We start from the raw sequence: 26,568 nt of genomic DNA on the forward strand, positions 1-26,568 counted from the left end.
GGCCCTTAATTGGGCCCTTTGTCGTATCTGTCCGCAGGACGGCATGACCTTTGCTGTGAACTTCATTAAGAGCACGTCTTCTGGCGTGCCATCAATTTAATGGCGTCATGGCAGAGGGATATCAAGTGTCGGCGGTTCTCTCATTGTTACAAAGCCGTCTATTGCGGCCGGTGTTCGTTACCCTTGGTATCGCCCTTTTGGTGCAGGTGCTGGTGGCTGTCGCTCTGACTCGGAGCACAGTGACTGCCCTGGAAGCCGATTTGGGTGTGCGCCTTGGTGCGGACAGTCAAAAACTTTCGGGCGAACTGGAGCAGGCGGGGCGTGAAGTCACGTCGAGCCTCGACAACCTCTCCACCAGCACACGTCAGCGCCTCACGGCCGGTTTGTCCTCGCGACTGAAGGACGAACAGGCTCAGCTGCGTGCCACGCTGGAAAAGGACCTGAAGGATTCCGCCAATGATATGGCGCAGCTCCTGGCTTCGGTTGCACCCCGCGCCATGTGGGACAGCGACGTGCCAACCCTCTCCGAATTCGCCCGTCGCGCCCAGCGCAATCCCAACGTGCTGTTCGTGATCTATGACGACGCAACGGGGCAGCACCTGACGCGCTATCTCAACCGCGAAAACCCGATCAACAAGGCCCTTCTGGAGAAAGGCCAGGGCGAGCGGGCGCTGGATAAAGTGCTGGATGCGGCGAAGAGCGATCCATCGGTCTACTACGTTGAAGCCTCGATCAACCCTAACGGCGTGGAAATCGGCAAAGTCTTGATGGGCGTCTCCACCGCCTCGGTGGAAACCGATCTGACGGCGCTGGACAAGCGCTTCTCGGCGCTGATTGCCAGCAGTGATCAACTGGTCGGCGACAGCCTCAAAGGCGCGGCAGCTGACAGTGCCACTGCGATGCGGGCGCGTTTGACCTCCGCTCAGTCGACCGCCTCTGAAATGAAAGCCAACACCACCAGCACCGTGCAGGAAGCCGCGGCGACCCTGCGCTGGCGCATCGGCATGGGCCTGGCGTTGGTCGGTTGCGGCGTGTTGCTGCTGCTGGCCGTGGTCCTGGGGCGTCGCGTGGTCAACCGCCTGAAGATGCTGATTTCGGCGATGGACGACCTGGCGGCGGGCGAGGGTGACCTGACCAAACGCGTGCAGATCAACAGCAAGGACGAGATCGGTGACATGGCCTCGGCGGTCAATCGCTTTGTGGATAAGTTGCAGCCAATCGTGCGTGAAGCAGGCGATGTGGCCCAGCGCACGGGCGTTGAAATCGGCGCTATGACCCTGCGTAACGCCGGTGCCGATGCGGCAGCGGGCATGCAGCGTGACGAGGTTGCCGAGAGCCTGCGCGCATTGTCGCAAATGGCTGACGAAGCCCAATCTGAAAGCCAGGCCATGCAGGCGGCCTTGCAGCAAGTGGTGGATATTCGTTCGGCCACCGATGAAAACACCCGGACCTCGGCGAAAGTCGGCAGCCTGATCGAGGCGTTGGCCGGGCAGGTTGATACCGGCGCGAAAGTCATCGAGCGACTGGCGCAGCAGAGTGAACAGATTGAAGTGGTGTTGACCGTGATTCACGGGATCGCCGAGCAGACCAACCTGCTGGCACTGAATGCGGCCATTGAAGCGGCGCGTGCCGGCGAGACCGGCCGCGGCTTTGCCGTGGTGGCGGACGAGGTGCGAGCGCTGGCGAGCAAGACCCAGAGCTCCACGGGCGACATTCAGGCGCACATCGTGGCGTTGCAGCAAGGTGCGCGTGAGGCGGTGGCAGCGATCGGTCAGGCCGGGCGTCAGGCCAGCGAGGGTCTGCTGGTATTGCGCGACAGTGCTCGGTTGCAGCAATCGGTGCAGGTGTCGGTCGAGCAGGTTCATGCGGCCATTGGCCTGGCGACGCAGGCAGCAGCGCATCAGGCGCAAGGCGCGCAGGCGGTGCGGGGACGGGTTGAAACCATTCATGCACAGGCTGAGAAAGCGGCTCAGGCGGTGGTGGAGACTACGGCGAGCGGCAAGGTGCTGGATGGCTTGGCGGCTCAGTTGAAGGCGAGCCTGGGGCAGTTCAGGGCTTAAAATTCATATTGGCTGGTCTGACGCTTTCGCGAGCAAGCCCGCTCCCACATTGGATCTCTGGAGCTCACCCATTGTGAGTTCACAGCAGATCCAGTGTGGGAGCGGGCTTGCTCGCGAAGGCATTCTCAGCGACTCAGATACATCCGCGTCGTCAGTAGATATACCGGCAACCCCGATACGACTATCAACAGCGCCGCATAAGGCGCCGCCGCTGCAAACTCCACATTCGCCGTATGCGCCCAAACCTCCGTCGCCAGTGTGTTGAGCCCGGTCGGACTCAGCAGCAACGTCGCCGTCAGCTCCTTCATGGCATCCAGAAACACCAACGCAAACGCCGCACCCAATGCCGGGAAAATAATCGGCAGGGTCACCCGGCAGAACGCACTGAAGGATGACGCCCCCAGCGTACGAGCCGCCTCTTCCAGTTGCGGCGCAGCCTTGTTCAGCGCCGTGCGAATCGGCGCCTGAGCCAGCGGCAGAAACAGCAGCGCATAGGCTATCAGCAGCAACGCCGATGTCTGGTACAGCACCGGCACGTAGTGGAGCGCGAAATACACCAGCGTCAGTGCAATCACCAATCCTGGCAGGGCATGCAGCAGATACGGCAAACGCTCCGCCCAGATCGCCAGTTGGCCTTTGTAGCGCACCACCAACAACCCCACCGGCACGGCCAGCACCAGACACAGCGCAGCACCGCCCAGCGACAGTGCCAGGGACGACAGCAATGCCTCGCTGATCGTCGCCACCGGAAACGCCGCCGACGAGCCGACCGCCAGCCAGTACGCCAACATACCCAAGGGAATCCCGCTGCCGATGATCGCCAGCGCCAGGCAGTAGACCTGTCCGGCGACAGCCCAAGGCCCTAATCGAACCTGTTCCGCCTGTCGTGCGGCGCCTTGGCCGGTGCGCACGTGTCGACCTTTGCCGCGTACTCGCAGTTCAAGCCACAGCAGCATCAGACACAGTGCGAGCAAAACAGCGGAAAGCATCGCCGCATTGGCGTTGCTGAATTCCAGTTCGAACTGCTGATAGATCGCCGTGGTGAATGTCTGCAGGCCGATGATCGACAGTGCACCGAATTCCACGAGCATGTGCAGGGCAATCAGCAACGAGCCGGCGAGCAGCGACGGCCAGAGCAGTGGCAGGGTGATTTTGAAGAACACGCCCCAGCGATTCTGTCCAAGGGTCCGTGCGGACTCTTCGAGAGAGGGGTCAAGATTGCGCAGGGTCGCCGCAACCGGCAAAAAAATCAGCGGATACTTCGACAGGGTCATCACCAGGATCGCCCCGCCCAAACCTTCGAAGTGCGCGCTCAACGAAACCCAGGTGAAGCTGCTGACAAACGCCGGCACCGCGAATGGCAAACACAGAATCACGCCCCACAAGCGCCGTCCGGGCAAGTTGCTGCGCTCAAGCAGCCAGGCCAGCGAGAGGCCGATCACGCCACAGGCAACCGTCACGCCCACCATCAATGCCAGCGTATTGCGCAACAGGCCGAACACATAAGGCCGCCACAACAGATGCAGCGCTTCGGCCCAGCCCGCCTGCCAGGTCTTGAGCCCGACATAGGCCAGCGGCAAAAGACTGAGCATCACCAGCAGCAAAACCGGCAACAACAGCCAGATCGAAGGCCGCTTGCGCCGTGGCACATAAGCCCCGCGAGGAGCAGGGGCTGATAACGATGCGCTCATCAGTTCAAGCCAACGTCACGTTCCAGGTCCAGGGCTTCTTCGGCGTTGCCGAGGTCGGCCGGCGTGACTTTCGGCGCTTGCAGTTCGCTGAACGGTTTGAGGCCGCGATCCGATTCCATGCCTTTGTGCAGCGGGTATTCGGCGGTGGTCTGGGTGATCACGCGCTGACCTTCTTCGCTGGCCATGTAGGCGAGGAACTGCTGGGCTTCTTTTGGATGTTTGCTGGATTTCAGTACGGCAGCGCTGGAAACGGTGATCAGCCCGCCGACGTCGCCGCCGGTGAAGTAATGCAGTTTCGAGTCGAGCTGGCCTTTTTCACGCTGCAAGGCGAACCAGTAGTAGTTGTTCACCAGCACGGTGGCGACTTCGCCATTTTCCACGGCTTTCAGCGCCACCATGTTGTTGCTGTAAGTCTTGCCGAATGCGCGCAGGCCGGTCAGCCATTCTTCGGCTGCGTCCATGCCGTGCACCTTGATGATCGCCACGGCTTGTTCCTGGAACGCGCCACTGGTGGGCACAAAGCCGACCTTGCCTTGCCATTTCGGGTCGGAGAATTCCATCACCGATTTCGGCAGGTCTTTTTCATCGATCAGCTTGGGGTTGAACGCAACGACGCGGACTCGCGCGGTGATTCCGATCCAGGTGCCATTGCCGGCGACGTAGTCTTTGGGCAGGACGGCGAGGGTGGCGGCATCGGTTTGTGCCAGCAGGCCCTGTTCGCCGAGTTTGTTCAGCGGCGGGGATTCTTCGGTGTAGATCACGTCGGCGGGAGAGCGATCGCCTTCTTCGACGATCTGGCTGGCGAGCTGGTTGCTGCTGCCTTTGCGCACATTGACGTGAATGCCGGTCTTGGCTTCAAAGGCCTTGGCGACGGCGTCGCCGACTTCTTTGTGTTGGCCGTTATAGAGTGTCAGGGAAACTGTGTCAGCAGCCTGGGTGAGGGGGGTGGCGAGTGCCAGGCCGAGCAGGGTGAAGGTCAGGCCGCGGCGCAGGGTATTTCGAAACATCATTCGCAGGGTTCCTCACTGTCGCATTGCAAAAACTTGCAACAATGATAAACGATATTGTTTCTCAAGTGCGTCTTGCGGGACGCAGAGGGTTTTGCTAGAGGGTTTGGTGCAGGCTCTGTGGCGAAGGGATAAATCCCCTCGCCACAAAAAGCACTTTGATTCGGTAAGGGGTAATGGCTGTTTTTTAGAAAGCCAGAAACGCAAAAACCCGCTTTCGCGGGTTTCTGTGAAATTCAAGATCGTGACCTTGAATTTGAATTGGTGCCCAGAAGAAGACTCGAACTTCCACGACCTTGCGGTCACCAGCACCTGAAGCTGGCGTGTCTACCAATTTCACCATCTGGGCATAATCTTCAGCGTTGCCGCTGTTGATGTGGCGCACTATACGGAGAGCATTTTGATCTGTAAACCCCTGATTTAGTTTTAATAAATCAGATGCTTAGAATGCAAAAAACCCGCTTTCGCGGGTTTTTGTGTGAGCCTTGAAATTGATCTAATCTCAAGCTCGAAATTGGTGCCCAGAAGAAGACTCGAACTTCCACGACCTTGCGGTCACCAGCACCTGAAGCTGGCGTGTCTACCAATTTCACCATCTGGGCAGTATCGGCAGCGCTAGTGCGTCGTCGATGGCGCGCACTATACGGAGCGTCTTTTTAACTGTAAACCCCCGGCATCAAAAAAACCTGAAAAATGTTACCAGTGGCATTCAAGTAAGCTTTTCGGTGTCGATAAAGGGCTTTAGATGGGCTCTCATAGCCTGAAATTTCCCGTTTCATTACGCCTATGCCAAACTAACCCGCATATAGACAAGGTGAAAACTCTCTAATGGCCGATTGGCAGTCCCTCGATCCCGAGGCCGCTCGTGAAGCGGAAAAATATGAAAACCCTATTCCTAGCCGCGAACTGATCCTTCAGCACCTTGCTGATCGGGGTTCGCCTGCTAACCGCGAGCAACTGGTCGAAGAGTTTGGTCTGACCACAGAAGACCAGATCGAAGCCCTGCGCCGCCGCCTGCGCGCCATGGAGCGCGACGCTCAACTCATCTATACCCGTCGCGGCACTTATGCGCCGGTGGACAAGCTCGACCTGATCCTGGGCCGCATCAGCGGTCACCGTGACGGCTTCGGTTTCCTGGTCCCGGACGACGGCAGTGACGATCTGTTCATGAGCCCGGCGCAAATGCGTCTGGTGTTCGATGGCGACCGTGCCCTGGCGCGTGTTTCCGGTCTGGACCGTCGTGGTCGCCGCGAAGGTATGATCGTCGAAGTGGTAACCCGTGCTCACGAGACCATCGTCGGCCGTTACTTCGAAGAAGGCGGTATCGGCTTCGTGGTTGCCGATAACCCGAAGATCCAGCAAGAAGTGCTGGTCACCCCGGGCCGCAACGCCAACGCGCAGATCGGTCAATTCGTCGAAGTGAAGATCACTCACTGGCCAACGCCACGCTTCCAGCCGCAAGGCGACGTGGTCGAAGTCGTGGGCAACTACATGGCGCCGGGCATGGAAATCGATGTCGCCCTGCGCACTTACGATATTCCGCACGTCTGGCCTGAAGCGGTCTTGAAAGAAGCCGCCAAGCTCAAGCCGGAAGTCGAAGAGAAAGACAAAGAGAAGCGCATCGACCTGCGTCATCTGCCGTTCGTGACCATCGACGGTGAAGATGCGCGCGACTTCGATGACGCGGTCTACTGCGAAGCCAAACCGGGCAAGCTGCGTCTGTTCTCCGGCGGCTGGAAGTTGTACGTGGCGATTGCCGACGTTTCCAGTTACGTGAAGATCGGTTCGGCGCTGGATAACGAATCCCAGGTTCGCGGCAACTCCGTTTACTTCCCTGAACGCGTAGTGCCGATGCTGCCCGAGCAGCTGTCCAACGGCCTGTGCTCGCTGAACCCGCACGTCGATCGCCTGGCCATGGTCTGCGAAATGACCATCTCCAAATCCGGCGAGATGACCGACTACTGCTTCTACGAAGCGGTGATTCACTCCCATGCTCGTCTGACCTATAACAAGGTCAGCGCGATGCTGGAAACGCCGAAACTCACCGAGGCGCGTCAGCTTCGTGGCGAGTACAACGACGTTCTGCCGCATCTGAAGCAGCTTTACGCACTGTACAAAGTGCTGCTGGCCGCTCGTCACGAACGTGGCGCGATCGATTTCGAAACGCAGGAAACCCGGATCATCTTCGGGACCGAGCGCAAGATTGCCGAAATCCGTCCGACCGTTCGTAACGACGCGCACAAGCTGATCGAGGAATGCATGCTGGCGGCCAACGTGGCCACGGCGGAATTCCTGAAGAAGCACGAAATTCCTGCGCTGTACCGCGTCCACGATGGTCCTCCACCGGAGCGTCTGGAAAAACTGCGCGCCTTCCTCGGTGAGCTCGGCCTGTCCCTGCACAAAGGCAAGGATGGCCCGTCGCCGAAGGATTACCAGGCCTTGTTGGCGAGCATCAAGGACCGTCCGGACTTCCATCTGATCCAGACCGTCATGCTGCGTTCGTTGAGCCAGGCGGTGTACAGCGCTGATAACCAGGGTCATTTCGGCCTGAATTACGAGGCTTACACCCACTTCACCTCACCGATCCGCCGCTACCCGGATTTGCTCACGCACCGGGCGATCCGCAGCGTCATCCATTCGAAAATGGACACCCCGCACGTTCGCCGTGCCGGCGCGATGACCATTCCGAAAGCGCGCATCTATCCGTACGACGAAGCGACGCTGGAGCAGCTCGGCGAGCAATGCTCGATGAGCGAACGCCGTGCCGACGAAGCGACCCGCGACGTGGTGAACTGGCTCAAGTGCGAGTTCATGAAAGACCGCGTGGGCGAATCGTTCCCGGGTGTGATCACTGCCGTGACCGGTTTTGGCCTGTTCGTCGAACTGACCGATATCTACGTCGAAGGCCTGGTGCACGTCACCGCGCTGCCGGGCGATTACTACCACTTCGATCCTGTGCATCACCGCCTCGCCGGTGAGCGTACCGGTCGCAGCTTCCGCCTTGGCGACACCGTTGAAGTGCGCGTGATGCGCGTCGACCTCGATGAGCGCAAGATCGACTTCGAGATGGCTGAAAAAACCATCAGCGCACCGATCGGCCGCAAGAAGCGCGGGACCGAAACCGCTGCACCTGCGACCAAGACGGCTGCTGAGCCGGCGTCGGCGAAAACCGGTCGTCGTCCTGCCAAGGAAAAGGCGGTCGAAGCCTATCGCCCGAGCGACGCTGCAGCGAAAAACGCTGAGTTGCGCAAAAGCCGCGAACTGAAGCAGGCGTTGCTGTCTGAAGCGAAAAGCGGTGGTAAAGCGGCGTCTGGGGGAAAGACCGGACGGTCGGCGCCTGACAAGGCTCCCGGCAGCAAGCCAAGCAAACATCGTAAAGGCCCGCCGAAAGCGGGTTCGGCTCCAGCCAAAAGCGGCGGGGCGCGTAAACCTAAGGCCAAGTCATGAGTCAGTTGGAAAAAATCTACGGCGTGCATGCGGTAGAAGCATTGCTGCGTCACCACCCGAAACGCGTCAAGCAGATCTGGCTGGCTGAAGGCCGCAGTGATCCGCGGGTTCAGACGCTGATCCAGCTCGCTGCGGAAAATCGCGTAGCCGTCGGCAATGCCGAACGTCGTGAGCTGGATGCGTGGGTTGAAGGCGTGCACCAGGGCGTGGTGGCGGACGTGAGTCCGAGCCAGGTCTGGGGTGAGGCGATGCTCGACGAGCTGCTCGATCGCACTGACGGCGCACCGCTGCTGCTGGTGCTCGACGGCGTGACCGATCCGCACAACCTTGGCGCTTGCCTGCGTTCGGCCGATGCGGCCGGCGCGCTGGCGGTGATCGTTCCGAAAGACAAGTCAGCCACGCTGACCCCGACGGTACGGAAAGTCGCCTGTGGCGCGGCGGAAGTGATTCCGCTGGTCGCCGTGACCAATCTGGCGCGCACCCTGGAAAAACTCAAGCAGCGCGGCTTGTGGGTCGTCGGTACGGCGGGCGAGGCTGAGCAGAGCCTGTATCAGCAAGACATGACCGGCCCGACCATCCTGATCATGGGTGCGGAAGGCAGCGGCATGCGTCGCCTGACTCGTGATCTTTGCGACTATCTGGTGCACCTGCCGATGACTGGCAGCGTCAGCAGTCTCAACGTTTCCGTGGCGACTGGCGTTTGCCTGTTCGAGGCTCAGCGCCAGCGCAGCGTAAAAGCCGCCACTGGCAAGAAGCCCTGACACTCCCTTGTAGGAGCCGGCTTGCTGGCGATCCAGGCGACGCGGTCCATCTGACAGACCGCGTCGCACGGATCGCCAGCAAGCCGGCTCCTACAGAAGCGGGGTTGTTGGTGGTTGTTCAAATAATCACCAATTGCCTTGCACCTCTTCTGTCCCTTCTCTACAATTGCGCCCCTTGCTGTGACGGCAGGCACGCATGTGTCTATCGCAAGCAAGTCCATAAGTGTCATTCACTCCTTGTCTGACCGCTTTTGAGCGGCAGGCTACAACCCGTAAGGAGCATTCATGCGTCATTACGAAATCATCTTTTTGGTCCACCCGGATCAAAGCGAGCAAGTCGGCGGCATGGTTGAGCGTTACACCAAGCTGATCGAAGAAGACGGCGGCAAAATCCACCGTCTGGAAGATTGGGGCCGTCGTCAACTGGCCTACGCAATCAACAATGTTCACAAGGCTCACTACGTGATGCTGAACGTTGAGTGCACTGGCAAGGCCCTGGCCGAGCTGGAAGACAACTTCCGCTACAACGATGCAGTGATCCGTAACCTGGTCATCCGTCGCGAAGAAGCCGTTACCGGCCAATCCGAGATGCTCAAGGCTGAAGAAAACCGCAGTGAGCGCCGTGAGCGTCGCGACCGTCCTGAGCACGAAGGCGCCGATAGCGCTGATAGTGATGACAGCGACAACAGCGATAACGCTGACGAGTAATCCACGGACCTTTTAAGGAGCCTATCAAATGGCACGTTTCTTCCGTCGTCGTAAATTCTGCCGCTTCACCGCTGAAGACGTGAAAGAGATCGATTACAAAGATCTCAACACTCTGAAAGCTTACGTATCCGAGACCGGCAAAATCGTTCCAAGCCGCATCACCGGTACCAAAGCACGTTATCAGCGTCAGCTGGCCACCGCTATCAAGCGCGCCCGCTTCCTGGCCCTGCTGGCCTACACCGACAGCCACGGCCGCTGAGACCGGGCAGTCGACACGTAGCAAAGGATTGAAAGCATGCGTGCCTTAGCTGAGTTCATCATGCGCGGCCGTATGCAGGCCACTCTGGTAGTGGCTGGATGCGCAACATTGCCGTTGTTGTATTGGTTGGGTGCTGCCGCCGGATGCCTTGTGCTCCTGCGGCGCGGATTGAAGGACGCCCTTGGCGTACTTGCTCTGGGACTGCTGCCGGCGTTGATCTGGTGGCTTTACTCCGACGACCCACGGGCACTTCTGGTGCTGCTGGGGTCTTCGAGCCTTGCGTTGGTTTTGCGCGCAAGCGAGTCCTGGAACCGCGTGCTGCTGGTCAGCATAGCGATGGGAGTGGTGTTTGCAGTGGTGCTGGGGACAGCTTTTGCTCCCCAAATCGAGATGCTGGCGCAGGCCTTGATAAAGGTCATGCCGTCGCTACTCGGTGATGTCTACCAGAAGTTGTCGGTAGACGAGCAAGCGCATTTTGCGTCCCTGATTGCACCGGTCCTGACCGGCCTGATTGCGGCCTTGTTGCAAATCGTCAGTGTGCTGAGCCTGATTGTCGGGCGCTACTGGCAGGCGTTGTTGTACAACCCGGGTGGTTTTGGTCGCGAGTTTCGCGCCATCCGATTCCCGCTTTTACCAGCGATGTTGCTGCTGGCGTGCATGCTTCTGGGGCCGAATATCGGTCCACAGATGGCCATGCTGACGCCGTTGTGCAGCGTACCGCTGGTGTTCGCCGGGCTGGCCCTGATTCACGGGCTGGTGGCGCAAAAGCGACTGGCCAGGTTCTGGCTGGTGGGGTTGTACGTCACGCTGTTGCTGTTCATGCAGCTGATCTATCCGTTGCTGGTGGTCCTGGCCATCGTCGACAGCCTGATTGATTTTCGCGGTCGTCTGGTGTCGAAAGACCCCGATAACGCGAACGGTGAAGGTTAAAAGTTAAGAGGATTTTCACATGCAACTGATCCTTCTGGAAAAAGTCACCAACCTGGGCAACCTGGGTGACAAAGTGAACGTTAAGGCTGGTTACGGTCGTAACTACCTGCTGCCATACGGCAAAGCTACCGCTGCGACCCCAGCCAACCTGGCTGCGTTCGAAGAGCGTCGCGCTGAGCTGGAAAAAGCCGCAGCAGACCGTAAAGCATCGGCTGAAAGCCGTGCCGCCCAACTGGCTGAGCTGGAAGTGACTATCACTGCCACCGCTGGTGACGAAGGCAAGCTGTTCGGTTCGATCGGTACTCACGACATCGCTGATGCACTGACCGCCTCTGGCGTTGAAGTTGCTAAAAGCGAAGTTCGTCTGCCGAACGGCACCATCCGCAACGTAGGCGAATTCGACGTAGCCGTGCACCTGCACGCCGAAGTTGAAGCCACCGTACGCGTTGTCGTGGTAGCAGCTTAAGCAGCACTTGTCGGCTGGCACCCTCGGGTGCTTGTCGGTAACATCGGGCACGATCCTGTTTACAGGTCGTGCCCTTTGTCTTTCTGAACCCCCCTGCTTTTCTTGAATAAACCTAGTGGCCATGAACGATATCTCCGCTCCCGAGCAATACGATCTGCAAACCGCTGCCCTGAAGGTGCCGCCGCATTCCATCGAGGCCGAACAGGCCGTGCTCGGTGGTCTGATGCTGGACAACAACGCCTGGGAACGCGTGCTCGATCAAGTCTCCGACGGCGATTTCTATCGGCATGACCACCGCCTGATCTTCCGCGCGATCGCCAAGCTCGCCGACCAGAACTCCCCGATCGACGTCGTGACCCTTGCCGAGCAATTGGACAAGGAAGGTCAGACCTCGCAGGTCGGCGGCCTCGGTTACCTCGGCGAGTTGGCAAAAAACACACCGTCCGTCGCCAACATCAAGGCGTATGCGCAGATCGTTCGCGCGCGCGCGACGTTGCGTCAGTTGATCGGCATCGCCACCGAGATTGCCGACAGCGCCTTCAACCCGGAAGGCCGCACCGCTGAAGAGATTCTCGACGAAGCCGAACGACAGATCTTCCAGATCGCCGAGGCCCGACCTAAAACCGGCGGCCCGGTGAGCGTGAATGACCTGCTGACCAAGGCCATCGACCGCATCGACACCCTGTTCAACACCGACAACGCCATCACTGGCCTGTCGACCGGCTACACCGACCTCGACGAGAAAACCAGCGGCCTGCAGCCAGCCGACCTGATCATCGTCGCCGGCCGTCCGTCCATGGGTAAAACCACCTTTGCGATGAACCTGGTGGAAAACGCCGTGTTGCGCAGCGACAAGTGCGTGCTGGTGTACTCGCTCGAGATGCCAGGCGAATCGCTGATCATGCGTATGCTCTCGTCCCTCGGCCGTATCGACCAGACCAAGGTCCGTGCCGGTCGCCTGGATGACGACGATTGGCCGCGCCTGACGTCGGCAGTCAACCTGCTTAACGATCGCAAGTTGTTCATCGACGATACGGCGGGTATCAGCCCTTCGGAAATGCGCGCGCGCACCCGGCGTCTGGTGCGCGAACACGGCGATGTCGCCCTGATCATGATCGACTACCTGCAGTTGATGCAGATTCCGGGTTCCGGTGGTGACAACCGGACCAACGAGATTTCCGAGATCTCCCGTTCCTTGAAAGCCCTGGCCAAGGAATTCAATTGCCCGGTGGTGGCGCTGTCACAGCTCAACCGCTCCCTGGAGCAACGACCGAACAAACGCCCGATCAACTCCGACCTCCGGGAATCAGGAGCGATCGAGCAGGATGCCGACGTCATCATGTTCGTGTACCGGGACGAGGTGTATCACCCGGAAACCGAGCACAAAGGCATCGCCGAAATCATTATCGGCAAGCAGCGGAACGGCCCGATCGGCACGTCGCGACTGGCGTTCATCGGCAAGTACACCCGCTTCGAAAACCTGGCGCCGGGTAGCTACAACTTCGACGACGAATAATTTATTCGACGTTTGTTCGGGCCTCATCGCCAGCAAGCCGGCTCCTGCAGAGATCGTGTAGGCGCCGGCTTGCTGGCGATGGGGCCTGATAATTTCCGACCATAGCCGTCGGAATTGGTTATTTTTTGTGCTATATTCCGCGCCCGCGATTTTTCATCTCAACACCGGTCATCGTCATGCAAACAGCCAAGCCGTTATTTGACTATCCCAAGTACTGGGCCGAATGTTTCGGTCCAGCGCCATTCCTGCCGATGAGCAGGGAGGAGATGGATCAGCTTGGCTGGGATTCCTGCGACATCATCATCGTCACCGGTGATGCCTACGTTGACCATCCGTCGTTCGGCATGGCGATCATCGGCCGGCTGCTGGAGTCGCAAGGCTTCCGCGTCGGGATCATTGCCCAGCCGAACTGGCAGTCCAAAGACGACTTCATGAAGCTCGGCGAGCCGAACCTGTTCTTCGGCGTCGCGGCCGGCAACATGGACTCGATGATCAACCGCTACACCGCCGACAAGAAAATCCGTTCCGACGATGCCTATACCCCCGGTGGCCTGGCGGGCAAACGTCCGGATCGCGCGAGCCTGGTTTACAGCCAGCGCTGCAAGGAAGCCTACAAGAACGTGCCAATCGTTCTTGGCGGCATCGAAGCTTCCCTGCGCCGTATCGCCCACTACGATTACTGGCAGGACCGGGTGCGCAACTCGATCCTGATCGACGCCTGCGCCGACATCCTGCTTTATGGTAACGCCGAGCGTGCGATCGTCGAAGTTGCCCAGCGTCTGTCCTACGGTCACAAGATCGAAGACATCACCGACGTGCGCGGCACCGCGTTCATCCGTCGCGATACGCCGAAAGACTGGTACGAAGTCGATTCCACGCGTATCGACCGTCCGGGCAAGATCGACAAGATCATCAACCCGTACGTCAACACGCAAGACACCCAGGCCTGTGCCATCGAACAGGAAAAAGGTCCGGTTGAAGACCCGAGCGAAGCCAAGGTCGTGCAGATCCTGGCCAGCCCGAAAATGACCCGTGACAAAACCGTGATTCGTCTGCCGTCGGTGGAAAAAGTCCGTGGCGACGCGGTGCTTTATGCCCACGCCAACCGCGTGCTTCACCTGGAAACCAACCCGGGCAACGCCCGTGCGCTGGTGCAGAAACACGGCGAAGTCGATGTCTGGTTCAACCCGCCGCCGATTCCGATGACCACTGAAGAAATGGACTACGTGTTCGGCATGCCTTACGCACGTATTCCGCACCCGGCGTACGGCAAGGAAAAGATCCCGGCCTACGACATGATTCGCTTCTCGGTGAACATCATGCGTGGCTGCTTCGGTGGCTGCACGTTCTGCTCGATCACCGAGCACGAAGGCCGGATCATCCAGAACCGTTCCGAAGAGTCGATCATTCGCGAAATCGAAGAGATCCGCGACAAGGTCCCAGGCTTCACCGGCGTCATTTCCGACCTTGGCGGCCCGACCGCGAACATGTACCGCATCGCCTGCAAGAGCCCGGAAATCGAATCCGCGTGCCGCAAGCCGTCGTGCGTGTTCCCTGGCATTTGCCCGAATCTGAATACCGACCACTCGTCGCTGATCCAGCTGTACCGCAGCGCCCGTGCGTTGCCGGGTGTGAAGAAGATTTTGATCGCTTCCGGCCTGCGCTACGACCTCGCGGTCGAGTCGCCGGAATACGTCAAGGAGCTGGTGACCCACCACGTCGGTGGTTACCTGAAGATCGCCCCGGAGCACACCGAGGAAGGTCCGCTCAACCAGATGATGAAACCGGGCATCGGCAGCTATGACAAGTTCAAGCGCATGTTCGAGAAGTACTCCAAGGAAGCCGGGAAAGAGCAGTACCTGATTCCGTACTTCATCGCCGCTCACCCGGGCACCACCGACGAAGACATGATGAACCTGGCCTTGTGGCTCAAGGGCAATGGCTTCCGCGCTGACCAGGTGCAGGCGTTCTACCCGTCGCCGATGGCCACCGCCACCGCGATGTACCACTCGGGCAAGAACCCGCTGCGTAAGGTCACTTACAAGAGCGACGCCGTGACCATCGTCAAGAGCGAAGAGCAGCGTCGTCTGCACAAGGCGTTCTTGCGTTATCACGACCCGAAAGGCTGGCCGATGCTGCGTGAAGCGTTGACCCGCATGGGTCGCGCCGACCTGATCGGGCCGGGCAAGAACCAGTTGATTCCGCTGCATCAGCCGGCAACCGACAGCTATCAGAGCGCCCGTCGCAAGAACTCGACGCCGGCCGGCAGCCATAAAGTGGCTGGGGAAAAGACCACCAAGATCCTGACCCAGCACACCGGTCTGCCACCGCGCGCCAGCGATGGCGGCAACCCGTGGGACAAGCGCGAACAGGCCAAGGCTGCGGCGTTTGCCCGTAACCAGCAGGCGGCCAAGGAGCGCAAGGATGCGGCCAAAGGCAAGGGGCCCAAGCCTGCACGCAAGCCGGTTGTACCGCGCTAACGCTCGCTTGAGCTGAACAGAACGCCAACCTTCGGGTTGGCGTTTTGCGTTTCTGCGTCAATCAAAACCTGTGGCGAGGGGGATAAATCCCCTCGCCACAGGTTTTGTGCTCGCAGTCCCTCCATTTATTGACCGTTTTTACTGCTTCGCCACATTTGCGTGCAACGCCCCCAAACCAATTTCCCGCATCGCCCGATTTTGGTGCTGTACTGCCCTAAGCAAATCCATGAAAGCGCCAGCACCACTGGATGGCATAAGTCTTGCGCGCTTTCGAATACGCTAAAGGCTCGCAGGAGGCACGCCGTGTCGATTCATGTCGCATTGCACCACGTCACGCATTACCGCTACGACCGCGCCGTCGAGCTCGGGCCGCAGATTGTTCGCCTGCGCCCGGCCGCCCACAGTCGCACGCGGATACTGTCGTACGCGTTGAAAGTCTCGCCCGAGCAGCATTTCATCAACTGGCAGCAAGACCCCCAGGGCAATTACCTGGCGCGTTTGGTGTTCCCCGAGAAAACCGAGGAACTGCGGATAGAAGTCGATCTGCTGGCCGAAATGGCGGTGTTCAATCCGTTCGACTTCTTCCTCGAGCCTTACGCCGAAAAGATCCCTTTCGCCTACGCCGCGGATGAGCGCAAGGAGCTGGCGCCGTACCTGGAAACCTTGCCCCTGACGCCGAAGTTCAAGGCGTATCTGGACGGCATCGACCGCTCGCCGCTGCCGAGCGTGGATTTCCTGGTGGCACTCAACCAGCGCCTGAGCGAAGACATTGGCTACCTGATCCGCATGGAACCGGGCGTGCAAACGCCCGAACACACCCTCGAACATGCCTCCGGTTCCTGCCGCGACTCGGCGTGGTTGCTGGTGCAATTGCTGCGTAACCTTGGGCTGGCGGCGCGTTTCGTCTCTGGCTACCTGATTCAGCTCACCGCCGATGTCAAAAGTCTCGATGGTCCTTCGGGCACTGAGGTTGATTTCACTGACCTGCACGCCTGGTGTGAAGTCTATTTGCCGGGTGCCGGCTGGATCGGCCTGGACGCGACGTCAGGGCTGTTCGCCGGTGAAGGACACATTCCGTTGGCGTGTAGTCCGGATCCGGGCTCTGCGGCACCCATCAGTGGCCTGGTGGAACCGTGCGAGTGCGAATTCACCCACGAAATGTCCGTGGAGCGGATTTGGGAGGCGCCGCGGGTCACCAAGCCCTACACCGAAGATCAATGGCTGGCGATCCAGGCACTGGGCCGGCAGATCGATGCCGACCTGCTGGAAGGTGACGTCCGCCTGACCATGGGCGGTGAGCCGACCTTCGTCTCCATTGACGATCCGGACGGCGCCGAATGGAACACTGCCGCGCTCGGGCCGGACAAGCGTCGCCTCTCCGCCGAACTGTTTCAGCGTATGCGCAAACGTTACGCGCCCAAGGGCCTGGTGCATTTCGGTCAAGGCAAGTGGTACCCCGGCGAACAACTGCCGCGCTGGTCGCTCAACTGCTACTGGCGCCGTGACGGCGTGCCGATCTGGCACAACGATGCGCTGATTGCCGATGAGCAGGAAGACTACGGCGCTGATGGCGAGTTGGCGGGGCGCTTTCTGGCGAGTGTCGCCGAGCGTCTGAAAATTCCGACACGATTTGTGTTTCCGGCCTACGAAGACAATTTCTATTACCTCTGGCGCGAAGGCATGTTGCCGCAGAACGTCAGCGCCGAAGACTCACGTTTGGAAGAACCGCTGGAGCGTGCGCGTCTGCGCAAAGTTTTCAGTCAGGGGCTGGATAAAGTGATCGGCCAGGTCCTGCCGCTGGCCCGCACTGCCAAGGGCGATCAGTGGCAAAGCGGTCGCTGGTACCTGCGCGACGAGCACTGTCGACTGGTCCCGGGGGATTCGCCGCTGGGCTATCGCTTGCCGCTGGGTTCGCAGCCGTGGGTAAAGGCCGCCGAGTATCCGTTCATCTATCCCAACGACCCCAACCAGGAATTCCCGGCGCTTCCAGACACTCAGCAGTTGAACGGCCACGGAGCACCGGCCGAAGCGGTCGAGCGGGATCTGGAGGTCGACGAATCCGCCGACTGGCTGACGCGCACCGCATTCTGCGCCGAGGCTCGCGAAGGGCGGTTGTACCTGTTCATGCCGCCGCTGGAGCGGGTCGAGGATTATCTGGAACTGGTCACGGCGATTGAGGCCACGGCGCAGGAGTTGCACTGCCCAGTGTTGCTGGAAGGCTATGAGCCACCGAGCGATCCGCGCCTGAGCAACTTCCGCATCACCCCGGACCCGGGCGTGATCGAGGTCAACGTGCAGCCGTCCGCGACCTGGGCCGAACTGGTCGAGCGCACCGAGTTTCTCTACGAAGAAGCGCGCCAGACGCGGCTGACCACCGAGAAATTCATGATCGACGGCCGACACACCGGCACGGGCGGCGGTAACCATTTCGTACTGGGCGGCGCGACACCGGCTGACTCACCGTTTCTGCGCCGTCCGGATTTGCTGCGCAGCCTGATCAGCTACTGGCATAACCACCCGTCGTTGTCCTACCTGTTTTCCGGATTGTTCATCGGTCCGACGTCCCAGGCACCGCGTGTTGATGAGGCGCGCAATGATGCGTTGTACGAACTGGAAATCGCTTTCGCCCAAATGCCCAAGCCTGGTGAGGAATGCGCGCCATGGCTGGTGGATCGGTTGTTGCGCAACCTGCTGATCGACGTGACGGGTAACACCCACCGCGCCGAGTTCTGCATCGACAAGCTTTATTCACCGGATGGCGCCACGGGACGCCTGGGCTTGCTGGAGTTGCGTGCCTTTGAAATGCCACCGCATGCGCGCATGAGCCTGGCGCAACAGTTGTTGCTGCGAGCGCTGGTTGCGCGATTCTGGCGCGAGCCTTATGCGCCGCCGAAACTGGCGCGCTGGGGTACTGAGTTGCATGACCGGTTTTTGTTGCCGCACTTTATCGAGCAGGATTTCGCCGATGTCATCGTGGACCTCAACGCCTCGGGTTATCCGGTGCGGGCCGAGTGGTTTGCTGCACATCTGGAGTTTCGCTTTCCCAAGGTCGGCGATTACGCGGTCAGCGGCATCGAACTGGAGGTCCGTCAGGCGCTCGAGCCGTGGCATGTGCTGGGCGAGGAGGGCGCCGTCGGTGGCACGGTGCGGTATGTGGATTCGTCCCTTGAGCGCTTGCAGGTCAAGCTCACCGGTCTTCCACCGCAACGTTATTTGCTGACGTGCAACGGCGTTCCGGTGCCCTTGCAGCCCACCGGACGGGTTGGCGAGTTCGTGGCCGGCGTACGTTTCCGGGCCTGGCAGCCGGCCAATTGCCTGCAACCGACCATTCCCGTCCACGCGCCGCTGGTGTTCGACCTGCTCGACACCTGGATGCAGCGTTCACTGGGGGGCTGTCAGTACCACGTCGCCCATCCGGGCGGGCGCAATTACGACAGTTTGCCGGTTAACGCCAATGAAGCCGAAAGTCGGAGAATGGCGCGTTTCTTCCGCATCGGACACAGCCCAGGGAAACTTCCTATACCGATTCTGGAAATTAACGACGAGCTGCCGATGACTCTCGATTTGCGACGTTTCTAAACCGTACGCGACGCTCGGATTTTTCGTATATCCGGGCGTCATGAGCCTGCGTTAGTCTGACCGTCCCTTGCTGTCTGCCGAGCTTTCCATGCCTGACCTGCTAGACCGCTACCCGCTGACGGCGGGCACTTATCACGAACTGCTCGACGACAGCGGTGCGGTGCGTGCGCACTGGCGTCGGCTGTTCGACCAGTTGCAACGCAGCACGCCCGCGCAGCTGGTGCAGCGTCAGGCGCTGTTGACCCGGCAGATTCAGGAAAACGGCGTGACCTACAACGTCTACGCCGACCCCAAGGGCGCCGATCGGCCGTGGGAGCTGGACCTGCTGCCACATGTGATCGCCGCTGATGAGTGGGCGTTGTTGTCAGCCGGGATTGCGCAGCGGGCGCGTCTGTTGAATGCCGTGCTGGCGGATTTGTACGGACCGCAGCGGCTGATCGCTGAAGGCCTGCTGCCGGCTGAACTGGTGTTCGGCCACAACAATTTCCTCTGGCCCTGTCAGGGCATTGCGCCGCCCGACGGGGCTTTCCTGCATCTGTATGCCGTGGATCTGGCGCGCACGCCCGACGGGCGCTGGTGGGTCACGGCGGATCGGACTCAGGCACCGTCCGGCGCCGGTTACGCCCTGGAAAACCGCACCATCGTGTCCCGGGCCTTTCCCGAGCTGTACCGTGATTTGAAAGTGCAGCACCTGGCGGGGTTCTTCCGCACGCTGCAGGAAACCCTGGCCCGTCAGGCGCCCAGCAATGATGAAGTGCCGTTGGTGGTACTGCTGACACCGGGGCGTTTCAACGAAAGCTACTTCGAACATCTGTATCTGGCGCGGCAACTCGGTTATCCGTTGGTGGAGGGCGGCGACCTCACGGTGCGCGATGCCACGGTCTATCTGAAAACCTTGAGCGGCCTGCGTCGCGTTCACGCGATCATGCGTCGGCTCGACGACGACTTCTGCGATCCGCTGGAATTGCGCACCGACTCTGCGCTGGGCGTGCCGGGCCTGCTCGAAGCCGTGCGGCAGGGGCGAGTGCTGGTGGCCAACGCGCTGGGCAGCGGTGTTCTCGAGTCGCCGGGGCTGCTGGGCTTTCTGCCGAAGATCAATCAATTCCTGTTCGGCGAAGAGCTGATCCTGCCCTCCATCGCCACATGGTGGTGCGGCGAAGCGCCGGTGCTGGCCCAGGCCTTGGAAAAACTGCCGGAGCTGCTGATCAAACCGGCGTTTCCTTCGCAGAGCTTCGCGCCGGTATTTGGCCGTGATTTGAGCGAAAAACAGCGTCAGGCGCTTGCCGAGCGCATGCAGGCACGACCTTACGCCTATGTCGCGCAAGAACTGGCTCAATTGTCCCAGGCGCCGATCTGGCAGGCTGAGGACGGTCAGTTGCAGCCTCGAGCCATCGGCATGCGCATGTATGCCGTGGCCAGTCGCGATGGCTATCGGGTGCTGCCCGGTGGTTTGACCCGGGTGGCCGCCGAGGCCGATGCCGAAGTGGTGTCGATGCAACGCGGCGGCGCGAGCAAGGACACTTGGGTGCTGGGCGATCGGCCGCCGAGCGGCGAGCAGTGGAAAGCCCAACGCAGCATCGGCGTGCACGACCTGGTGCGGCGCGATCCGTATCTGCCGTCGCGGGTGGTGGAAAACCTGTTCTGGTTCGGCCGTTACTGTGAACGCTGCGATGACAGCGCGCGGTTGTTGCGGATCATGCTGGCGCGCTACGTTGACGGCGACGACCCGCAAGCTCTGGAGGCGGCTGTCGAGCTGGGCGAACGGTTGATGTTGTTGCCTGATGAAGGTGAGTTGCCTGAACGGCTGCTGGCGGCGCTGCTCGGCGACGACTGGCCGTTCAGCCTGCGTTCCAACCTGCAGCGCTTGCAGTGGGCGGCTTCGCAGGTGCGCGGCAAGCTCTCGCGGGAAAACTGGCAGGCGCTGGTGGAGTTGCAACGCGAGGCTATCGAGCTGGAAACCGAAGAACCGGATTTCGGCGAGTTGCTGGATTTCCTCAACCGTCTGGTGATGTCGCTGGCGGCGCTGTCGGGTTTTGCCCTCGATGACATGACCCGTGACGAAGGCTGGCGCTTCCTGATGATCGGCCGGCGGATCGAACGCCTGCAGTTTCTCAGCGGCAGCCTGGCGGCGTTCCTGCGCGGCAGCGGTGCCTTCGATCAGGCCGGACTGGAATGGCTGCTGGAGCTGGGTAACAGCAGCATCACCTACCGCTCGCGGTATCTGGCGGTGGCGCAATTGATCCCGGTGCTGGACCTGTTGCTGCTCGACGAGCAGAACCCGCACGCGGTGTTGTTCCAACTGAAACTGGTGACCCGCACCCTTAAACGTTTGAACGATGACTTTGGTGCGCCGCGCGAAGCGGGGCTGCCGCAATTGGTGGAGCGGCTGGCGCGCTTCGATCTGGGGTGTCTGGAGAATTCGCTGTTCGGCGAAGCCAGCGTTCGTGCCGCCATTGATGGGCTGGCGGATCTGCTGCAAGAAATCGCCGACGCCAGCGGACAAGTGTCGGATCGTCTGGCATTGCGCCACTTCGCCCATGTCGATGATGTCAGCCAGCGTACGGTGTCCGTCTGATGAGTGCCCGTTACCAGATTTTCCACGACACCCATTATCACTACGACAGTCCGGTATCCCTCGCTCAGCAATTGGCGCACCTGTGGCCCCGATCGTGTGCCTGGCAGCGTTGCACCGAACAGCAATTGCAGATCAGCCCCGACCCGACATCGCGCCGGGACGAGCTGGATGTGTTTGGCAACCCGCTGACCCGGCTGGCATTCGAGCGGCCGCACGATGAGCTATTGGTCAACGCCCGGCTCACCGTCGAAGTGCTGTCCCGGCCAACGCTCGATTTCAATCAATCTCCGGCCTGGGAAGAAACCCGTAACGCACTGACCTACAGCAGTCAGCCGCTTTCTCCTGAATTGCTGGAAGCTTGTCGTTACCGGTTCGAATCGCCCTATGTGCATCTGAAGCGCAACTTCGTCGAGTTCTCGGAAAGTTGTTTCCCGGCGGGCCGTCCGCTGTTGCTCGGCGTTCAGGGGCTGATGGAGAAAATCTTCAGCGAGTTCACCTTCGACGCCGAAGCGACCCAGGTGGCAACGCCGCTGGTGGAGGTGCTGAAGCGCCGGCGTGGGGTCTGCCAGGACTTCGCTCACCTGATGCTCGCGTGCGTGCGTTCCCGTGGGTTGGCGGCTCGTTACATCAGCGGCTACCTGTTGACTCAGCCACCGCCAGGCCAGCCGCGGCTGATCGGTGCCGATGCCTCGCATGCCTGGGTTTCGGTTTTTTGCCCGGTGCTGGGCTGGGTGGATTTCGATCCGACCAACAATGTGCAACCGGCACTGGAACACATCACCCTGGCCTGGGGCCGGGATTTCTCCGATGTCTCGCCGTTGCGGGGGGTGATTCTGGGGGGCGGCAATCATGACCCGGAAGTCCGGGTCACCGTGATGCCACTGGACTGATGCAGACCACATGTGGGGGCGGGCTTGCTCGCGAATGCGGTGTGTCAGTCGACGTTAATGTTGGACGATAAACCGCTTTCGCGAGCAAGCCCGCTCCCACAGTGGGAATGTGCAGGAATTTGGGAATGGGGTATTTCGGAGGGGATTGTGAGGGTCAGCAACATCGCTGCTGACCCTGGACACAGATCCGGTGGGCCTGATCAGATCATCGGGCCCTGAGGGTCTCAGGCGTCGGGCGCCTGATCTTTCGGTGCTTCAACATCACTTTCTGCGGCCGCTTCACCGTCTGTTTCCGGGTTCAGTGCGGCGGCTTCTTCTTCAGCTGTAGCTTTCTTGCGCTGAAGCTTTTCCTCTTTCTTCTGCTCCTTGGCCAAGTCTCTCTGACGTTTGGCGAAGGAATAATTAGGTTTAGCCATGGGCGATCCTCTGGGGTCGAAGGTGAGGTTGAGCGGCGCATATTCTGCCCTGTATCGGTACCGAGCCGTTAGCTGGGTTTTTGCTCTGTCCACTTTGGCATCACGGTCGGCTGCCAGGCATCCAGGGCATCGAGCAGGGTTTGCGGCGATTCGCTCACTTGCAGCATGTCACGGTGTGCTTCGCGAACGAAGCCTTCGCCGACGATATGATCAAGAAAACCGGTCAATTTGCTGTAGAAACCGTTCACTTCCAGCAGCCCCAGCGGTTTGCCGTGGTAGCCGAGCTGGCCCCAGGTCCAGACTTCGAACAGTTCTTCCAGAGTGCCCAGGCCGCCGGGCAGGGCGATAAACGCGTCGCTGAGCTCGGCCATCCGCGCCTTTCGCGCATGCATGCCGTCGACCACTTCCAGGCGAGTCAGGCCGCTGTGGCCTATTTCCTTGTCCTTGAGGCTTTGCGGGATGATCCCGATCACCTCGCCGCCGGCCGCCAGCGCGGCATCGGCCACAATCCCCATCAACCCGACGGCGCCGCCGCCATAGACCAGGGTCAACTTGCGCTCGGCCAATGCCCGCCCGAGGGCGACCGCCGCTTCACGATAAGCCGGATTGGTGCCAGTGCTGGCACCGCAAAATACACAAACGGATGCTAAAGACATGCCTTACTCCATGGTCAGGATGGCCACAGAGTAAAGGCAGAGGCGCGGCGCTCCAAGGTCTAGACTTCGCGTTGGGTCGTTTCACAGGTGCCACTGGCGCCACAGGCGTAAGCGGCGAGCAAGCTGCACAAAAAACTATTGATGGACATGACAGGCGCTCCGGATAAGTGATGACGACCTGATGATAGGGCCGCCCTAGACGTCTGGCTGGTAGATTGTTTCGATAGGTGTCATAGCTCTAAAGTTGTATACAATTTTTGATTCAGGTCATAGGAACTTGCGAAGTTTTCAGGCAGTCTTCTGTCCATTCGCATTTTTGTTAACCCTGCCTTGGAGATTCACCATGTTTGCCAAACTTGTTGCGGTATCCCTGCTGACACTGGCCAGCAGTCAATTGATGGCTGCCGAGTGCAAGACGACCATCGACTCCACAGACCAAATGTCCTTCAACACCAAGGCCATTGAAATCGACAAAAGCTGCAAGACCTTCACCGTTGAACTGACCCACTCCGGCAGCCTGCCGAAAAACGTGATGGGCCATAACTGGGTGCTGAGCAAAGAAGCTGACATGCAGCCGATCGCCACCGACGGCCTGGCGGCCGGTATCGACAAGAACTATTTGAAAGAGGGTGATGCGCGCGTTATCGCCCACACCAAAATCATCGGCGCCAAGGAAACCGACTCGGTGACTTTCGATGTGTCGAAGCTTGATGCTGCCGAGAAATACGGCTTCTTCTGCTCCTTCCCGGGCCACATCTCGATGATGAAAGGCACGGTTACGCTGAAGTAAGCGAATCGCACGCGCAAAAAAAGCGTCCACTCGGGACGCTTTTTTTGTGCCTGACGTTTGACCGCGTCATCGTTCATCGCCAGCAAGCCGGCTCCTGCAAGGGTTGTGTCTTTCCGGAATGACGGGAACGACCTCACCTTGCAGGAGCCAGCTTGCTGGCGATGGCGTCGGTTCAGACGCCGACGCCATTACGGTGCAAACGGCATCACCCGTTTGTGATGGGTCTTTTTGTACGTATCGCAAATGATCTTGAACGCTTCCTCGCGCACCGGCTGCCCATGCAGGAACGCGTCGATCTCGGCGTAGGTCACGCCGTGGGACGCTTCGTCCGGTTTGCCCGGCGACAAATCTTCCAGGTCGGCGGTCGGGACTTTTTCTACCAGCGATTCCGGCGCGCCGAAGCTGCGGGCGATGGCCCGGACCTGGTTTTTCACCAGGCCGCTCAACGGTGCCAGGTCGCAGGCGCCGTCACCGAACTTGGTGAAGAAACCCATCACCGCTTCCGCCGCGTGGTCGGTGCCGATCACCAGGCCATGGGCAGCGCCGGCGATGGTGTACTGGGCGACCATGCGCATCCGGGCCTTGGTGTTGCCGAGGACGAAATCCACCGACACCGCGTGCTTGCCCTCGAAGGCTGCCACTTCATTGGCCAGGGATTTGACTGCCGGGCCGATGTTTACGGTGTGACGCTCGTCCGGCTTGATGAAATCCACCGAAGCCTGTGCGTCGTGTTCATCGAACTGGGTTTCGTACGGCAGGCGCACGGCGATGAACTTGTAGTTGTCATCACCGGTGCGAGTGCGCAGTTCACACATGGCACGTTGGGCCAGCAGGCCGGCGGTCAGGGAATCGACGCCGCCGCTGATGCCGAGCACCAGGGTCTTGAGCCCGGAATTGAGCAGGCAATCCTGGATGAACGTGATGCGCCGGGCGATTTCCGCCTCGAGGGCGGCCTTGTCGGCGAATGGTGGTTGAACCTTGAGCTGCTCAGCAATCTCACGCTGTACGGCTTGCATGAATTCACTCCTTGCTTGGTGTGCTGGAAAGGGCGGCAGGAACTTTGAAAACGTGTCGCAAGTAGGCGACGAAATTCGGGTCTTTGCAGTGAGTCTTGCCAGGCTCGTCGGAGATCTTTGCCACCGGTTGGCCGTTGCAGGCCGCCATTTTAAGCACGATGCTCATCGGTTCAACACCTGGAATATCGCACGTCAGGTTGGTGCCGATGCCGAAGCTGACATTGATCCGACCGCGTAATGCGCGAAATATTTCCAGCGCCTTGGGCAGCGTCAGACTGTCGGAGAACGTCAGGGTCTTGCTCATCGGGTCGATGCCCAGCTTTTGATAGTGGGCGATCGCCTTTTCTGCCCAGATCACCGGATCCCCGGAGTCATGACGCAGGCCGTCGAAGAGCTTGGCAAAATACAGGTCGAAGTCGTTGAGGAAGGCGTCCATGGTGATGCAGTCGGTCAGGGCGATCCCCAGCAGGCCGCGGTATTCGCGGACCCAGCAATCAAGGGCTGCAATCTGGCTGTCGATCAGTCGCGGTCCGAGTTGCTGGTGGGCCATGATCCATTCGTGGGCCATGGTGCCCAGCGGTTTCATGTCCAGTTCCCGGGACAAATGCACGTTGCTGGTGCCGACGAAACGTCCGGGGAAATCGTGCTTGAGCACGTTCACCACTTCTTCCTGCACGCGGTAGGAAAAGCGACGGCGGGTGCCGAAATCGGCTACCTGCAATTCGGACAATTCGTCGCTGCTGGCGTTGGCAGTCAACCAGTCGAACTTGCGATAAAGCTGCTCGCGCGCCTGCTCGAGAACGATGTCCCGGTAGCGATAGCGGTTGCGTACTTCGCTGACGATGGACAGCAGCGGCACTTCAAACAGGATTACATGCAGCCACGGCCCGCGCAGGCGGATAAACAGCTCGCCGTTTTCGATGCCGGTGTGGACGTAGCGCAGATTGAAGCGGAACAACCCGAGAAAACGCAGGAAATCCGGCTTCATAAAGCTGATGCGCTCCATGAAACTCAACTGGTCGGCGGTCAGGCTCAACTCGGCGAGGCGCTCGATCTGAAAGCGGATTTCCGCCAGGTACGGGCGCAGGTCTTCACTGTTGCGGCAACGAAACTCCCATTCGACTTCCACGTTCGGGTAGTTGTGCAGCACCGCCTGCATCATCGTCAGTTTGTAGAAGTCGGTGTCGAGCAGGTTCTGCACGATGCGATCGGCAAACACACTCTCGCTCATAAGGGAGGTCTCCACATTGAATACGGATAGTGGCGCATATCGGTGCCGGTTATTACCAGCGATTTTTAGATCACCGCAGATCATTGTGGG

At 60.0% G+C, this 26,568-nt stretch carries 19 protein-coding genes and 2 tRNA genes; 13 read left to right on the top strand and 8 right to left on the bottom strand.

The features are described 5' to 3' along the window. Positions 1–125 precede the first annotated feature (125 nt). A complete protein-coding gene (locus FBY04_RS01715; protein ID WP_084319330.1) occupies positions 126–2,060 on the top strand; it encodes a methyl-accepting chemotaxis protein in 1,935 nt (644 codons plus the stop codon). A gap of 125 nt (positions 2,061–2,185) precedes the next feature. Here the strand turns inward: FBY04_RS01715 and FBY04_RS01720 are convergent, their stop codons facing one another. The 4 genes from FBY04_RS01720 to FBY04_RS01735 all read right to left on the bottom strand — a co-directional run bounded on the left by FBY04_RS01720 (position 2,186) and on the right by FBY04_RS01735 (position 5,360). Further along, positions 2,186–3,751 (bottom strand): iron ABC transporter permease, encoded by a 1,566-nt coding sequence (locus FBY04_RS01720; RefSeq protein WP_145314342.1) that lies wholly within the window; start codon positions 3,749–3,751, stop codon positions 2,186–2,188. Beyond that, positions 3,751–4,761, bottom strand: a complete 1,011-nt coding sequence (locus tag FBY04_RS01725; RefSeq protein WP_084319326.1) for an iron ABC transporter substrate-binding protein — start codon at positions 4,759–4,761, stop codon at positions 3,751–3,753. Before FBY04_RS01725 ends, FBY04_RS01720 begins: the two co-directional genes overlap by 1 nt. Before the next feature lie 259 nt (positions 4,762–5,020). Next, positions 5,021–5,107, bottom strand: a tRNA-Leu gene (locus FBY04_RS01730). A gap of 166 nt (positions 5,108–5,273) precedes the next feature. Continuing rightward, positions 5,274–5,360: transfer RNA gene (locus tag FBY04_RS01735), tRNA-Leu, on the bottom strand. Positions 5,361–5,586: 226 nt separating this feature from the next. On the opposite strand from FBY04_RS01735, the gene rnr reads away from it, so the two are divergent. The 11 genes from rnr to FBY04_RS01790 all read left to right on the top strand — a co-directional run bounded on the left by rnr (position 5,587) and on the right by FBY04_RS01790 (position 22,369). Next, complete coding sequence (rnr, locus tag FBY04_RS01740) at positions 5,587–8,205, top strand: ribonuclease R (RefSeq protein ID WP_084319324.1); 2,619 nt, start codon at positions 5,587–5,589, stop codon at positions 8,203–8,205. Then, positions 8,202–8,966: a 23S rRNA (guanosine(2251)-2'-O)-methyltransferase RlmB gene (gene rlmB / locus FBY04_RS01745; RefSeq protein WP_084319322.1), complete on the top strand. Its 765-nt coding sequence runs from the start codon at positions 8,202–8,204 to the stop codon at positions 8,964–8,966. Before rnr ends, rlmB begins: the two co-directional genes overlap by 4 nt. A 285-nt stretch (positions 8,967–9,251) precedes the next feature. After that, positions 9,252–9,674 (top strand): 30S ribosomal protein S6, encoded by a 423-nt coding sequence (gene rpsF / locus FBY04_RS01750; protein WP_003236224.1) that lies wholly within the window; start codon positions 9,252–9,254, stop codon positions 9,672–9,674. Between the two features lie 28 nt (positions 9,675–9,702). Next, positions 9,703–9,933, top strand: coding sequence for a 30S ribosomal protein S18 (gene rpsR / locus FBY04_RS01755; RefSeq protein ID WP_002551829.1), 231 nt, complete (start codon positions 9,703–9,705; stop codon positions 9,931–9,933). 36 nt (positions 9,934–9,969) lie between these two features. Beyond that, positions 9,970–10,863 carry a hypothetical protein gene (locus FBY04_RS01760; RefSeq protein WP_017336264.1) on the top strand — a complete coding sequence of 298 codons (894 nt, stop codon included), beginning with the start codon at positions 9,970–9,972 and terminating at the stop codon, positions 10,861–10,863. A gap of 19 nt (positions 10,864–10,882) precedes the next feature. Continuing rightward, entirely contained in the window at positions 10,883–11,329 is a 447-nt protein-coding gene (gene rplI / locus FBY04_RS01765) for a 50S ribosomal protein L9 (protein ID WP_007939577.1), read from the top strand. A gap of 121 nt (positions 11,330–11,450) precedes the next feature. Beyond that, on the top strand, positions 11,451–12,845 hold the full coding sequence (gene dnaB, locus FBY04_RS01770) for a replicative DNA helicase (RefSeq protein WP_017336265.1): 1,395 nt from the start codon (positions 11,451–11,453) through the stop codon (positions 12,843–12,845). Between the two features lie 176 nt (positions 12,846–13,021). Next, positions 13,022–15,325 carry a YgiQ family radical SAM protein gene (locus FBY04_RS01775; RefSeq protein ID WP_008035358.1) on the top strand — a complete coding sequence of 768 codons (2,304 nt, stop codon included), beginning with the start codon at positions 13,022–13,024 and terminating at the stop codon, positions 15,323–15,325. A 303-nt stretch (positions 15,326–15,628) separates the two neighbouring features. Next, positions 15,629–18,904, top strand: coding sequence for a DUF2126 domain-containing protein (locus FBY04_RS01780; protein WP_145314343.1), 3,276 nt, complete (start codon positions 15,629–15,631; stop codon positions 18,902–18,904). 88 nt (positions 18,905–18,992) lie between these two features. After that, the gene (locus FBY04_RS01785; protein WP_084319318.1) at positions 18,993–21,479 is read left to right on the top strand and encodes a circularly permuted type 2 ATP-grasp protein; all 2,487 of its coding nucleotides are present in this window, start codon (positions 18,993–18,995) and stop codon (positions 21,477–21,479) included. Beyond that, positions 21,479–22,369, top strand: a complete 891-nt coding sequence (locus FBY04_RS01790; protein ID WP_145314344.1) for a transglutaminase family protein — start codon at positions 21,479–21,481, stop codon at positions 22,367–22,369. The genes FBY04_RS01785 and FBY04_RS01790 overlap by 1 nt, the downstream gene beginning before the upstream one ends. Before the next feature lie 224 nt (positions 22,370–22,593). Here the strand turns inward: FBY04_RS01790 and FBY04_RS01795 are convergent, their stop codons facing one another. Continuing rightward, positions 22,594–22,785: a hypothetical protein gene (locus tag FBY04_RS01795; RefSeq protein ID WP_084319314.1), complete on the bottom strand. Its 192-nt coding sequence runs from the start codon at positions 22,783–22,785 to the stop codon at positions 22,594–22,596. A 68-nt stretch (positions 22,786–22,853) separates the two neighbouring features. Then, positions 22,854–23,441, bottom strand: coding sequence for a TIGR00730 family Rossman fold protein (locus tag FBY04_RS01800; RefSeq protein WP_145314345.1), 588 nt, complete (start codon positions 23,439–23,441; stop codon positions 22,854–22,856). 343 nt (positions 23,442–23,784) lie between these two features. On the opposite strand from FBY04_RS01800, the gene azu reads away from it, so the two are divergent. Beyond that, positions 23,785–24,231, top strand: a complete 447-nt coding sequence (gene azu, locus FBY04_RS01805; protein WP_017336273.1) for an azurin — start codon at positions 23,785–23,787, stop codon at positions 24,229–24,231. 188 nt (positions 24,232–24,419) lie between these two features. On the opposite strand, the gene nadE is transcribed toward azu, so the two are convergent. Continuing rightward, positions 24,420–25,247 carry an ammonia-dependent NAD(+) synthetase gene (gene nadE, locus FBY04_RS01810; protein ID WP_084319310.1) on the bottom strand — a complete coding sequence of 276 codons (828 nt, stop codon included), beginning with the start codon at positions 25,245–25,247 and terminating at the stop codon, positions 24,420–24,422. Positions 25,248–25,251: 4 nt separating this feature from the next. After that, positions 25,252–26,478, bottom strand: coding sequence for a nicotinate phosphoribosyltransferase (gene pncB / locus FBY04_RS01815; RefSeq protein WP_084319308.1), 1,227 nt, complete (start codon positions 26,476–26,478; stop codon positions 25,252–25,254). Between the last annotated feature and the right edge of the window lie 90 nt (positions 26,479–26,568).

The sequence above is a fragment of the Pseudomonas sp. SJZ080 genome (assembly GCF_007828295.1).
Lineage (GTDB): Bacteria > Pseudomonadota > Gammaproteobacteria > Pseudomonadales > Pseudomonadaceae > Aquipseudomonas > Aquipseudomonas migulae_A.

Bases quoted from the DNA above. Each gene is read 5' to 3' on its own strand.
- rlmB (WP_084319322.1), top strand. From the start codon at position 8,202: ATGAGTCAGTTGGAAAAAATCTACGGCGTGCATGCGGTAGAAGCATTG.
- FBY04_RS01785 (WP_084319318.1), top strand. From the start codon at position 18,993: ATGCCTGACCTGCTAGACCGCTACCCGCTGACGGCGGGCACTTATCAC.
- rpsR (WP_002551829.1), top strand. From the start codon at position 9,703: ATGGCACGTTTCTTCCGTCGTCGTAAATTCTGCCGCTTCACCGCTGAA.
- pncB (WP_084319308.1), bottom strand. From the start codon at position 26,478: ATGAGCGAGAGTGTGTTTGCCGATCGCATCGTGCAGAACCTGCTCGAC.
- rnr (WP_084319324.1), top strand. From the start codon at position 5,587: ATGGCCGATTGGCAGTCCCTCGATCCCGAGGCCGCTCGTGAAGCGGAA.
- FBY04_RS01725 (WP_084319326.1), bottom strand. From the start codon at position 4,761: ATGATGTTTCGAAATACCCTGCGCCGCGGCCTGACCTTCACCCTGCTC.
- FBY04_RS01720 (WP_145314342.1), bottom strand. From the start codon at position 3,751: ATGAGCGCATCGTTATCAGCCCCTGCTCCTCGCGGGGCTTATGTGCCA.
- FBY04_RS01800 (WP_145314345.1), bottom strand. From the start codon at position 23,441: ATGTCTTTAGCATCCGTTTGTGTATTTTGCGGTGCCAGCACTGGCACC.
- FBY04_RS01775 (WP_008035358.1), top strand. From the start codon at position 13,022: ATGCAAACAGCCAAGCCGTTATTTGACTATCCCAAGTACTGGGCCGAA.
- nadE (WP_084319310.1), bottom strand. From the start codon at position 25,247: ATGCAAGCCGTACAGCGTGAGATTGCTGAGCAGCTCAAGGTTCAACCA.
- dnaB (WP_017336265.1), top strand. From the start codon at position 11,451: ATGAACGATATCTCCGCTCCCGAGCAATACGATCTGCAAACCGCTGCC.
- rpsF (WP_003236224.1), top strand. From the start codon at position 9,252: ATGCGTCATTACGAAATCATCTTTTTGGTCCACCCGGATCAAAGCGAG.
- azu (WP_017336273.1), top strand. From the start codon at position 23,785: ATGTTTGCCAAACTTGTTGCGGTATCCCTGCTGACACTGGCCAGCAGT.
- FBY04_RS01795 (WP_084319314.1), bottom strand. From the start codon at position 22,785: ATGGCTAAACCTAATTATTCCTTCGCCAAACGTCAGAGAGACTTGGCC.
- rplI (WP_007939577.1), top strand. From the start codon at position 10,883: ATGCAACTGATCCTTCTGGAAAAAGTCACCAACCTGGGCAACCTGGGT.
- FBY04_RS01790 (WP_145314344.1), top strand. From the start codon at position 21,479: ATGAGTGCCCGTTACCAGATTTTCCACGACACCCATTATCACTACGAC.
- FBY04_RS01760 (WP_017336264.1), top strand. From the start codon at position 9,970: ATGCGTGCCTTAGCTGAGTTCATCATGCGCGGCCGTATGCAGGCCACT.